Below are 10922 nucleotides of genomic sequence, written 5' to 3'. Positions count from 1 at the left end.
GGCGACCGCTTCAAGCGGAACACGGTGCCGCATGACCGCTCTCCCCAGCACCGAAGACCTGGCCCGGTTGGCGAAGGCGATCACGCCCGGGCCGTGGAAAGCAGGACGGCACCCTTGGCCGACGCAGGTTGGGTGCTGCCCTATACCGGGCAGGCCCTATGAGATCCGCCATGAGATGCGCAACCTGGCAGCGGCAAATACCATCGCCAACGCCGAGGCCATCGCGCTCCTGCCCGCCCTGCTCCGCGAGGTCCTCGACCGCCGGGAGGCTGAGGGCTGGCGGGACATCAGCACCGCGCCGAAGGATGGCCTGATCGACATATGGGTCTCCAATAGCGACGGGACCGGACGGCGCATTTGCTCCTGCTATTATGATCACATTTGTGATGAGTGGCGAACATCCTCCCCCGCACTACGACTGCATTGCGTAAAGGCGTCATGCGTCACGCATTGGCGCCCATTGCCTGCCCCACCTTCCACCCCCACCACGGAGGCCAGCCATGACCGCTGACAATACCACCGCGCCGGAGCGCATTTGGGCATGCGTGGAGCCCGATTGGGAGGATGGGGACGGGAACTCCATCGTCGGAGGGAAGTTCGAGGGCTACGACCTGACAGGCAAGGGCGTGCCCTACGTCCGGGCCGACCTCTGCGCCTCGGGGCAGGTGCGGGCGCTGGAGTGGGAAGAATACGGCCCGGACTGTTTTTTCGGGAGGGGTGAGTGCGGCGATTATTCTATAGCTACGTCCGCATCGTGCTTCCATGAAGGTGAGTTTCGGCTATGTGGAGTAGAGGGAGATTTCAGCTACTTCGATACCGCAGAAGCCGCCAAAGCCGCCGCGCAAGCCGATTACGAGCGCCGCATCCTCGCCGCCATGACGCCAGCCCCGCAGCCCGATGGGCAGGAATGCTCTCGCTGCGGAGCGGTTGGTGGTTTTGGCTGTTACGAATGCACCCCCGAAACCCCGACCGCGCAAGAGGCGGTGGCGGTGATGTGGCGCGCAAGGAGGAGCGAATCCGAAGAATGGCAGCACTTTACTAGTCGCCCGTCTTGGTGGGAGGTTCAACCTCTCTACGCCCACCCACCCCAGCCCATCGAGACGGTCGCGGAGGCTATTTCTGCAATCGAGGCGCTATCAAGATCGACATACTCCTGCGGCAGTCAATGGGTCCGTCTCGAAGACGCTATCGTCGCCCTGCGCGCCCTGAAAGGATCGGACAAATGAGCGAGTTTATCGTAATGCAAAATCGGCTCGTGCAATACGAGTCCGATCTCGCCGCAGCCCGCGCCGAGATCGGGCGGCTGAAGCACCTGCTGGACCTGTCCAAGAAAACCACAGAAGCGGTCCTGGAACGCGCCGAGAATACCGAAATCGAGCGTGACGAAGCGCGGGCTCAGGTCGCGGCTGCATTCGATGCGGTGGCGGAATATATCGAGACGGTTCCGTTGGAGGTTACAGACCGGCAGGAACATGCGAAAGCCATCCGCGCCCTCGCCTCTGACCACGCCAACGCCGCTCTTGAAGCCTATGGCCGCGAGAAGGTGCGGGAGGGTATGCAGCGTGCGCTTACCATGACCCTGGGGCACGGTTTGTCCAAGCAGGCACATGACTCCATCCTCGCCGAAATGGAGAAGTTGAAATGACCTACAAAACCGCATTCGGGGAACCGGAACGAGTTGAGGTTCGCCTTGATGATGACGGGCGGCCCTCGTTCTTTTCCAGCACGCGAGACGGATGGGCGGATCTCGGCCCGGAATTACGAATGGCTGCTGACGCTTACGCCATCGGAACGGAAATCACTCTGCGGGAGCCCCTGAAATGACCGACACGCGCGAACTGGTGGAGCGCTACGTCATGGAGGTTGACTCGGATTTTGGCGACGACGCCAAGGCTATTCCAGTCGCAGACCCATGGGGACAATGGGTGCTGGCCAGCGATTACGACGCCATATCCGAGCGGTGCAGGGCGCTGGAGGAGGCGCTGCAATTCTACGCGGACACGGGCAAATACCCGGCCCCGCTGACTGGCGGCTGCGGCGATCTGTATTTCGACTGCGGACGAGTCGCCCGCGCCGCGCTTACCAGCGGAGGGCGGGGATGAGTGACCTGGATAAGCTGATCGATGACGTGTGGGCGGGAGGGACCTTGCCACGCCCACTCCCCTTTCCGGCCTATCAGGCCGCATACGTGATCGGAGCATATGACGGCTCCCTCGACGCCGCTCTGGCGCTGCACAAGGCGCTGCTGCCGGGGTGGAGCGTCACGCTCGAAAACGATGATGGGAACATTCACGCGGCAGTCTGGCCGCGCGGTGAAATCGGTGAGCAGCACGGAGCGGAAGGGCCTACGCCGGCCCTCGCCCTCTTGCTCGCCATCCTGCGCGCCTACCGCCAGCAGAGGGGGAGCGAGGAATGAGTGAGACGCTGATACCGACGATGAACCTGCGCTACATCGTCAGGCTGCCAAGCGACCGGCAGCACTTGCAGCAGGCGTTCAACAAGCCCGGCGGCGGAACTGTCTGGATCGACGTGCCCTGCCTTGTCGAGATGGACGAAGCGTTCTGGAAGATCGACGAACAACTGGACGGAAAGCCATGACGCCCCGCTACCAGACAAGGACAGGGAGAGGGTGATGGATGAGATGCCGAAAATGATGGTTGCCTTCGATCCCGATGCTTTGGCGAGCCTCAATGCCAGACTGGACGCGCTGACAGCGGAGATCCGGGCTGTGCGCATGTCGCCAATGCCGGAATGGGTGACGGCTCATGAATATGCCGAGAGGATCGGCCGCACGACCAAGACCGTCAGCAACCTGGTCAAGGCCGGGAAGCTGGAAAGCAAGCGGCAGGGGCGAACGCTGCTGATCCGCGTCAGTCAAGGCGCTTAGCCAGTTCTTCCGCCGTCTCTGAATAATAAGTCTGCAACTGTCGGATATCACGATGACCAACCATCCGAGCCAGCGCCAGAACGTCCAGCTTCTTGGACAGCCGAACAATCGCGACGTGGCGGCTGTCGTGATAGGTCAGCCCCACCACCCCGGCGCGGTCCCGCAGCTTGCGCCACAGCGCGTCCAGCTGCGCCGAGGTCAAGCCGAACACCGGGTCCTTGCGCAGCAGGGCTTCCAGCAGCCGAACAGCTTCGCTGGACAGTGGCACCTCGCGCGCCGTGCCGTTCTTGGTCACGTCCAGCCGCGCCACGCGTTTTTTCAGGTCCACCCTGTCCCACGTCAGGCCAACTACCTCGCCTGCCCGCATGGCCGTTTCGATGCTGAAAAGGAAAGCATGGAATGCCCGTGCCGTCGCGTTGGCCAGGTCGGACCCGGCAGAGATGGCCAACGCCTCCATCTCGTCGTCAGTGGGCATTCTGTCCCGAGCCGGGGGTGCGGCCGGGCGCCGCACATCGGTCAGCGGGTTGCTGGAGATCAAGCCCCATTCCTTACGCGCCTGCGTCAGGATCGCGGACAGCAGGTTCATTTCGCGAATCACAGCCCCCGAGGATACCTCGGTCAGCCGCTGGTCTCGCCAGTCCGCGAAATCGGCCGCCCGCAGATCAGCCATCTTCTTTTTGGCCAGGTCCTCTTTACGCAGCTTCTCGATGCGGATGATTTCCCACCGGGCGCCGCGCTTGGTCGAGGATACCTCGCGCGCATAGCGGTCCATCACGTCACCGAACGGCGTTTGGCTCTTGACCGATTCGCTATTGAGGATCAACTGCTCCTCACGGCTCGCCCAATCCTTCGCGGCCTGCTTGGTCGGGAACACCTTGGACGAACGGACGCCCTGTCTCGCGACTTCGGCGCGGTAGTTCCCGGACGGAAGCTTTCGGATGCTGGCCATGGTTACGCACGTGAGGAAATGGTGCGTAAAGGGATGCGAAATCTGGCTGGAAACAGCAAGAAGCTTTCCGCGCCTAGTGCCGTTGGCAGCCAGTATTTTCCGCATATTTCCGCTAAGCGCGGAAACTGGAAGAAAATACTGGTGCCGGTGAAGGGACTCGAACCCCCGACCCCATCATTACGAATGACGTGCTCTACCAGCTGAGCTACACCGGCATCTTCGTGCCGCGCCGGATAGCAGGTTCCGGCGCAGGCGAAAAGGGGGGATCAGAGTTTTTTCCCGACCACCTGCGCGATATTCTCCTCGGGCGGCTCGACATCCGGCCTGACGGGCAGGATGTCGCCCTGGCTCGCGATCACCGGCTTGCGCGGCGCCTCGGGTTCGGGGCGGTGCAAGGGGGTCGGCGGCGGCGCGGGCTCGGGTTCCGGTTCGGGATCGGTGACGGTCATCGCGGGCTCGGCCCCGGCCGCGACCAGCGGCGGGCGGCGATAGTCCGATTCGCGCGGCACCATGCCGGGCTGGACATTGGCGACCTCGGCCAGCGGCTCGGCCGCGACCGGCCGGCCGGGACCCGACGCGGGCGCGGCATCGACCATGCCCGGCGCGGCGGCCGGCGCGGGCGACGGAACGATGGCAGGCGTCGGCACCGGCGCCTCGGGTGCCTTGCCGCCGACCAGCAGCGGCAGCATCTCGGCCCCGCCGGCGGCAGGCGCCGTCCAGACCGCGCTGTCCGGCTCGCGCCAGGTCAGCGTGTCGAAACCGCCGCAGCTGTCGCAGGTCGGCGACCATTCCGCCATGACATTGTGGCACTTGTCGCAGACCCATTGCGGCCCGCGGCTGGCGACCAGCGCCCGGGCCAGGATGCCGCGCACCACGGCGTCGTCCGCGCCCTCGCCGCGCTCGACCGCGGCCAGGATCGACAGCGAACGCACCGTCGGGTGCTTCGTCGCCAGGTCGCCCAGCGCCCGGCGGGCACCGGGAAAGTCCTCGGCCGCCAGCAGCAGTTCGGCGCGCAAGAGCCGGGTTTCCTCGTGATCCGGGTTCTGCCGCATCAGCTCCTCGAAGCGGCGCAGCCGGGCCGAGGGCTTTTCGTCCGGCACGATCTCGGCATAGGCGGCGGCGATCGAGGGATGCGGCCGCACGCTCCAGGTCTTTTGCAGGACGCGGCTGGCGTTGCGGGCGTCGTTCTGCGCGATATAGCTGCGCGCGGCCAGCACCGCGGCCGGGATCAGGTCGGGGCTGGCGCGGTTGGCCGAGATCGCCGCCTCGCGCGCACTGATCGAACTGCCCTCGGCCAGCACCTCGGACGCCTCCTTGAGCGCCAGCACCGCGTCGCGGCGCAGATGCACGTCCTTGGGCAATTGCCCCTGCTGGCGCTTGTCCTTCAGCACGGCGCGCGCGCCCTTCCAGTCGCCCTCGCGGGTCTGAAGCTGCAGCAGCGTGTCCTGCACCTCGGCATGTTTCGGCTTCAGCGCATAGGCCTTCTCGGCCAGCTTCAGCGCGGTGGCGGTGTCGCCCTCGGCCAGCTTCTGCCGCATCAGCCCGCGCACGCCGACGAACCGGGTGCGCTGGTCCGACAGCAGCCGGCGATAGATCTCGCCCGCCTTGGCATTGTCACCGGCGACCTCGGCCGCCTGCGCGGCCAAAAGGTCGGTGACATGCTGCTGGTCCAGCAGCTTGGCGGCCTTGGCGGCCTTGTCCTGCGCCAGCCGCCCCTCGCCCGAGGCGACGGCCAGCATGCCCTCGGACAGCGCCTCATAGCCCTTGCGTTGGCGCGAGCGGGCGAAATAGCGGTTGATCGCCGTTTCGTCGCCCAGCAGGAAACGCACGAAGGCCAGGAACATGCCCAGGACCTTGACCGCGAGCCAGCCCAGCACGACCACGACCAGCACCGCGATCAGCAGTTGGACCGGGCCCAGCGTGTATTCGGTGCCGCCATAGACCATGCTCAGGCCCTGGCCGCTTTCCGAAAGCTGGATCGCGCCCAGGGTGATCGCCAGGACGATGGCAAAGAAGATCAGTATTTTCAGCGCCGACAGCAGCATGCCAGGGACTCCTTACAAGCTGCCGGCGGCCAGGGCGGCCAGCGCAGCATTGGCTTCGACCCAGACCTGCGCCTTGGCGGTCCAGGCCGACATGGCATCCTGCCCGGCCTGCGGCAGCGCGGCGATCTCGGCCAGCGCGCCCTTGACGTCGCCGGCCTTCACCGCGGCATCGGCACGCGACAGGATGGCGTCGGGATCGTCGCCCGCGCGCGGCTCGACCGAGCGGGCGCCGGTCTGCACCCGCAGGAAGTCGCCGATCGCCCCCAGCGCGCCGCCGTCCTGCGGCGCCTGCTTGATCGAGGCGGCGAGACCCTCGCGCGCGGCGGCCGGGAAATCGGCGCGCAGCTGTTCCAGCGTCGGCACGTCGCCGGTCAGCACGGCCGGGGCTTCGATGCCCGCGGCTTGCAGATCAGCCAGGGCCTGGTCGCGGGGGCCGCCGGTCTCGATGGCGGCCTGCAAGACAGCGGCAGCGGTGGCGGCCTGGGCGCGGCGATTGGCGGCATCGGCGCTTTCCTGCAAGGCGCTGGCCTGGGATTGCGCGGCGCTGATGCGCTTTTCGGCCTCGGCGGCGGCGCTGGCGATCTGGTCCTGCAGCGCCTCGGCCTGGGCGGCAAAGCCCTGCATGCGCTCGGCCAGCGCGGGATCGACCGTGCCGCGCGCGGCCAGCTCGTCGATGCGGGCCTGCTGCGCGGCCAGCCGGCCGTTCACGTCATCAAGCAATTGCTGCAGGCCGGCGCTGTCCTCGCCCGAGACCACCGGGGTCACGGCGGGACGCGCCTCCAGCTCCGAGACGGTCTTTTCCAGCGCCGCGAGCTTCTCGGCCTGCGCCTTCAGCGCCTCGGGATCGGGACCGGCATCGGCCAGGGCCTGGCGGGCGGCATCGGCCCCGGCCTCGCCGGCGCGCTTGGCAAAGGCATCGCCCTGGGCCTGGATCTCGGTGCGTGCAGCCTCGGTCGCGGCGTCGCGGGCGGCGGCAAGCGCGGCCTCGTTCGGGGCCTGCTCGGCCGGGGGACGCCAGGCCTCGGGCAGATGCGGGATCGCCCACCAGGTCGCGGCGGCGCCCAGCCCGGCGGCGATCACCCCGCCCAGAAGCGTGGGCATGAAGCCAGCCTTGCGCACCTCGACCACGCGGGTCTCGACGCGGGCCGGCTCGGATTTCGCGATTTCGGGCTTGGCGGGCGCGGGCTTGGTCGCCGCAGCGGCGGCAGCGGCAGGCGCGGCCTCGGCCGGGCGGGGCTTCGGCGCCGCACCCCCCGGCCCCTCGCCCGAGCCGACCAGCTTCGATTCGACCGCCGGCTTCGGCTCGGGCTTGGCGGCGGCGGTGGCCTCGCCGGCGCTGACCGGGTGGCTGTCGATCACCGGGCCGGAAACGGCCTTCTTCTTCAAGTCCTTGTCGGGGCTGGCCTTGTTTTCGCTGGAATTGGCTTCTGGCTGTTTCACGATCTTCCCCGTTCCCTTCTGCGCCGGAACACGGGCAAGCGACGCTGCCCGGACCCGCTATCATCACTGGCTCCCGCCACAAGTCTAGTGGGCAGCGCGTGGCGCCTCAACCCGCCCTCACATGCTTTGTTCCGCGCCGAGCAGGGTTTCGATGGCCGCAAGCACGCCCCCGGCATCCGGATCGGGCGCGACCGCGACCCGCGCCGCAGGGCCGCTCCAGGCCGCCGCCGCCGCCGCGCTGATCGGCGCCAGCCACAGCGCCGCCCGTGCCCCGCCCGCCTGCCCCGCCAGCAGCCGCGCCGAGCGGGGCGAGAACAGCGGCAGGATCACCGGCCCCGGTCCCGCCAGCAAAGCCCGCGCCGCCAGGCTCAGCTCCAGCGGCAGCTGGTCATAGACCACGACGCCCGGCACCGGCAAAACCTTGGCCACATGGGCGCCATGCGGATGCAGCCAGCCCGGGCCAAGCTCTTGGAGCAGCGGCAGCATGCGCGCGGCATCGCCCGGCCCCTCGGTCACGGCAAAGCCCGCCTCCCGCGCCGCCTGGGCGGTGGCCGGCCCGACGCAGATCGCCGGCCGCCCGCGCCCGGCCCCCGCCGCCGGCACCGCATGGACCGAGGTGAAGACCAGCCCCTCGGCCGCCGCCAGCCGGCCGGCGTCATGCGCCACCGGAACGATGCGCAGCACCGGCGAGATCAGCACCGGCAAGCCCAGCGGCGCGGCGGCTGCGGCAAAACGCCGCGCCGCCGGCTCGGGCCGGGTCAGAAGCAGCGTGGGCGGCGGTATGGCAGGGACGGCAAGGGACATGGCATTCGGCCGGGCAAGATGTTACGTCCCCCCTTGCCTATGCCCGGGGCGGCGCAGGAACAAGGACAAGCATGGCACGGATCTTTCTCGGCATCGAAAGCAGCTGCGACGACACCGCCGCCGCCGTGGTGCGCGACGACCGCACCATCCTGGCCTCGGTGGTTGCCGGCCAGACGGCGCTGCATGCCGATTTCGGCGGCGTGGTGCCCGAGATCGCCGCCCGCGCCCATGCCGAAAAGCTGGACGGCTGCGTCGAGCAGGCGCTGGCCGAGGCCGGGCTGCGGCTGGACCAGCTGGACGGCATCGCCGTCACCGCCGGGCCGGGGCTGATCGGCGGCGTGCTTGCGGGGGTGATGCTGGCCAAGGGGCTGGCGGCGGGCTCGGGCCTGCCGCTGGTCGGGGTGAACCACCTGGCCGGCCATGCCCTGACGCCGCGGCTGACCGACGGGATCGCCTATCCTTACCTGATGCTGCTGGTGTCGGGCGGGCATTGCCAGTTCCTGCGCGTGGACGGGCCGCAGGACTTTACCCGGCTCGGCGGCACCATCGACGACGCCCCGGGCGAGGCTTTCGACAAGGTGGCGAAGCTCCTGGGCCTGCCGCAGCCCGGAGGCCCGGCGGTCGAGGCCGCCGCCGCCCAGGGCGACCCGCGCCGCTTTGCCTTGCCGCGGCCGCTGCTGGACCGACCCGGCTGCGACCTCAGCTTCTCGGGGCTGAAGACCGCCGTGCTGCGCCAGCGCGATACCTTGGTCGCGGCCCAGGGCGGGTTGCACGAACAGGACCGCGCCGACATCTGCGCCGGGTTCCAGCAGGCCGTGGCCGATGTGCTGGCCGAAAAGACCCGCCGGGCGCTGGCCGCCTCGCCCGCGCCTGTGCTGGCGGTGGCGGGCGGCGTTGCCGCGAACCAGACCCTGCGGGCGGCGCTGCAAGCCGTGGCCGAGGCGGCGGGCGCGCGCTTCCTGGCCCCGCCGCTGCGGCTTTGCACCGACAATGCCGCGATGATCGCCTGGGCCGGGATCGAGGCGCATGACGCCGGCCAGCGCGACGGCATGGACCTGGCCGCGCGCCCGCGCTGGCCGCTGGACCAGGCCGCCGCACCGATGCTCGGCGCCGGCAAGCGGGGGGCCAAGGCATGAGCGTTGCGGTGATCGGCGCGGGCGCCTTCGGCACGGCGCTGGCGGTGGTGCTGGCCGCGAAGGGGCCGGTCACGCTCTGGGGCCGCGACGTGGCCTGGAGGGCGCGCGAGAATCCGCGCCTGCCCGGCATCGCCCTGCCCGACAGCCTGCACCTGACCGACCGGCTGGCGGATTGCACCGCCGAGACCGTGCTGCTCGCCCTGCCGGCGCAGGTGCTGGGCAGCTTCCTGGCCGCCGAGGCGCAGCACTTCGACGGCCGCCGCCTGGTCAGCTGCGCCAAGGGCATCGACCTCGCCACCCTGACCGGCCCCTCGGCGCTGATCGCGCAGGCCTGCCCGCGTGCCACCATCGCGGTGCTGACCGGGCCCAGCTTCGCCGCCGACATCGCCCGCGGCCTGCCGACCGCGCTGACGCTCGCCTGCACCGACCCGGACGCGGCCGAGGCGCTGCAACGCCAGCTGTCCACCACCGCGCTGCGGCTCTACCGCACCACCGACGTCACCGGCGCCGAACTGGGCGGGGCGCTGAAGAACGTCGTCGCCATCGCCGCCGGCGCCGCCATCGGCGCGGGCTATGGCGACAGCGCCCGAGCCAGCGTGGTGACGCGCGGCTTTGCCGAGATGACCCGCCTTGCCGCGGCGCTCGGCGCCCGGCCGGAGACCCTGGCCGGCCTTTCGGGCCTGGGCGATCTGGTGCTGACCTGCACCTCGGAACAGTCGCGCAATTTCCGCTATGGCCTGGCGCTGGGGGCGGGCCGCGAATTCGCCGCCGGCACCACGGTCGAGGGCGCCGCCACCGCCCGCGCCGTCGCCGCGCTGGCCCCGAAGCTGGGGGTCGAGCTGCCGGTCTCGCAACTGGTCGCGGGGCTTGCCGAGGGCCGCGTCGCCATGGAACATGCGCTGGATATCTTGCTGAACCGCCCGCTGAAGGAGGAATGATGCCCCTGTTCGCCCTGATCTGCCGCGATGCCCCCGGCATGCTGGAGACCCGCCTTGCCGTGCGCCCGCAGCACCTGGACTGGCTGGGCCGGCGCCCCGGCGTAGAGCTGGCCGGCCCCTTCATCGAGAACGGCCAGCCCTGCGGCTCGCTGGTCGTGGTCGAGGGCGAAAGCCTCGACGAGGTGCGCGACTGGGCCGCGCACGACCCCTATGCCGAGGCCGGCGTCTTCGGCGCGGTCGAGGTGGTGGAATGGCGCAAGGTGATCGGCTGATGGCGCATTGGCTGTTCAAGTCCGAGCCCGACGTCTTCAGCTTCGACGACCTGATCGCCAGGGGCGAGCGGGGCGAGCAATGGGACGGCGTGCGCAACTACCAGGCCCGCAACAACATGCGCGCCATGAAGCTGGGCGAGCGCGGCTTCTTCTATCACTCGAACATCGGCAAGGAGGTCGTGGGCATCTGCGAGGTGGTGGCGCTGGCCCATCCCGATTCGACCGCCGACGACCCGAAATGGGAATGCGTGGACGTGAAGGCGGTGGCCCGCGTCCGGCGGCCGGTGACGCTGGACGAGGCCAAGGCCGAGCCGCGGCTGAAGGACATGATCCTGGTCAACAATTCGCGGCTGTCGGTGCAGCCGGTCTCGGATGCGGAATGGGACGTGATCCTGGAACTGGCGGGCGGCACGCAGCCGCTGTGACCGGCCCGCCCGGCAATCCCGAAACG

Annotated in this window: 15 protein-coding genes and 1 tRNA gene; 11 read left to right on the top strand and 5 right to left on the bottom strand. The window is 69.2% G+C overall.

Features of this window, described 5'->3' with window-relative positions; translation table 11 throughout:
* The first annotated feature begins 500 nt into the window (after positions 1 to 500).
* Genes ASV56_RS00515 through ASV56_RS00495 form a run of 7 tightly spaced genes read left to right on the top strand, consistent with a single transcriptional unit; the run spans position 501 to position 2887 of the window.
* Entirely contained in the window at positions 501 to 1226 is a 726-nt protein-coding gene (locus tag ASV56_RS00515) for a hypothetical protein (RefSeq protein WP_062560331.1), read from the top strand.
* Positions 1223 to 1645, top strand: a complete 423-nt coding sequence (locus ASV56_RS00510) for a hypothetical protein (protein ID WP_062560330.1) — start codon at positions 1223 to 1225, stop codon at positions 1643 to 1645. The genes ASV56_RS00515 and ASV56_RS00510 overlap by 4 nt, the downstream gene beginning before the upstream one ends.
* On the top strand, positions 1642 to 1824 hold the full coding sequence (locus ASV56_RS23285; protein ID WP_156429018.1) for a hypothetical protein: 183 nt from the start codon (positions 1642 to 1644) through the stop codon (positions 1822 to 1824). Before ASV56_RS00510 ends, ASV56_RS23285 begins: the two co-directional genes overlap by 4 nt.
* Entirely contained in the window at positions 1821 to 2102 is a 282-nt protein-coding gene (locus ASV56_RS00505) for a hypothetical protein (RefSeq protein WP_062560329.1), read from the top strand. The genes ASV56_RS23285 and ASV56_RS00505 overlap by 4 nt, the downstream gene beginning before the upstream one ends.
* Positions 2099 to 2416 carry a hypothetical protein gene (locus ASV56_RS00500; RefSeq protein WP_062560328.1) on the top strand — a complete coding sequence of 106 codons (318 nt, stop codon included), beginning with the start codon at positions 2099 to 2101 and terminating at the stop codon, positions 2414 to 2416. The genes ASV56_RS00505 and ASV56_RS00500 overlap by 4 nt, the downstream gene beginning before the upstream one ends.
* Complete coding sequence (locus ASV56_RS23280) at positions 2413 to 2598, top strand: hypothetical protein (RefSeq protein WP_156429017.1); 186 nt, start codon at positions 2413 to 2415, stop codon at positions 2596 to 2598. Before ASV56_RS00500 ends, ASV56_RS23280 begins: the two co-directional genes overlap by 4 nt.
* A 34-nt stretch (positions 2599 to 2632) precedes the next feature.
* Complete coding sequence (locus ASV56_RS00495; protein ID WP_062560327.1) at positions 2633 to 2887, top strand: hypothetical protein; 255 nt, start codon at positions 2633 to 2635, stop codon at positions 2885 to 2887.
* Here ASV56_RS00495 and ASV56_RS00490 read toward each other — a convergent pair.
* The 5 genes from ASV56_RS00490 to ASV56_RS00470 form a co-directional block, all read right to left on the bottom strand.
* On the bottom strand, positions 2871 to 3836 hold the full coding sequence (locus ASV56_RS00490; RefSeq protein WP_062560326.1) for a tyrosine-type recombinase/integrase: 966 nt from the start codon (positions 3834 to 3836) through the stop codon (positions 2871 to 2873). The two genes, ASV56_RS00495 and ASV56_RS00490, sit on opposite strands and share 17 nt — an antisense overlap.
* Positions 3837 to 3975: 139 nt before the next feature.
* Positions 3976 to 4051 (bottom strand) — tRNA-Thr (locus ASV56_RS00485).
* A 51-nt stretch (positions 4052 to 4102) separates the two neighbouring features.
* Positions 4103 to 5881: a heme biosynthesis protein HemY gene (locus tag ASV56_RS00480; RefSeq protein WP_062560325.1), complete on the bottom strand. Its 1779-nt coding sequence runs from the start codon at positions 5879 to 5881 to the stop codon at positions 4103 to 4105.
* Positions 5882 to 5893: 12 nt separating this feature from the next.
* Positions 5894 to 7321 (bottom strand): COG4223 family protein, encoded by a 1428-nt coding sequence (locus ASV56_RS00475; protein ID WP_062560324.1) that lies wholly within the window; start codon positions 7319 to 7321, stop codon positions 5894 to 5896.
* A 117-nt stretch (positions 7322 to 7438) separates the two neighbouring features.
* The gene (locus ASV56_RS00470) at positions 7439 to 8125 is read right to left on the bottom strand and encodes a uroporphyrinogen-III synthase (RefSeq protein ID WP_062560323.1); all 687 of its coding nucleotides are present in this window, start codon (positions 8123 to 8125) and stop codon (positions 7439 to 7441) included.
* 71 nt (positions 8126 to 8196) lie between these two features.
* Between ASV56_RS00470 and tsaD the strand changes: the two genes are divergently transcribed.
* Genes tsaD through ASV56_RS00450 form a run of 4 tightly spaced genes read left to right on the top strand, consistent with a single transcriptional unit; the run spans position 8197 to position 10896 of the window.
* Positions 8197 to 9261, top strand: coding sequence for a tRNA (adenosine(37)-N6)-threonylcarbamoyltransferase complex transferase subunit TsaD (gene tsaD / locus ASV56_RS00465; RefSeq protein ID WP_062560322.1), 1065 nt, complete (start codon positions 8197 to 8199; stop codon positions 9259 to 9261).
* Positions 9258 to 10199, top strand: a complete 942-nt coding sequence (locus ASV56_RS00460) for an NAD(P)H-dependent glycerol-3-phosphate dehydrogenase (protein ID WP_062560321.1) — start codon at positions 9258 to 9260, stop codon at positions 10197 to 10199. The genes tsaD and ASV56_RS00460 overlap by 4 nt, the downstream gene beginning before the upstream one ends.
* Entirely contained in the window at positions 10199 to 10471 is a 273-nt protein-coding gene (locus ASV56_RS00455) for a YciI family protein (RefSeq protein WP_062560320.1), read from the top strand. Before ASV56_RS00460 ends, ASV56_RS00455 begins: the two co-directional genes overlap by 1 nt.
* Complete coding sequence (locus ASV56_RS00450) at positions 10471 to 10896, top strand: EVE domain-containing protein (RefSeq protein ID WP_062560319.1); 426 nt, start codon at positions 10471 to 10473, stop codon at positions 10894 to 10896. The genes ASV56_RS00455 and ASV56_RS00450 overlap by 1 nt, the downstream gene beginning before the upstream one ends.
* Positions 10897 to 10922: the final 26 nt, after the last annotated feature.

The organism is Paracoccus aminovorans (genome assembly GCF_001546115.1).
Taxonomy (GTDB): Bacteria; Pseudomonadota; Alphaproteobacteria; order Rhodobacterales; family Rhodobacteraceae; genus Paracoccus; species Paracoccus aminovorans_B.
The sequence above is the reverse complement of the archived record's forward strand: the minus strand, read 5'-3'. Positions and strand labels throughout refer to the sequence as shown.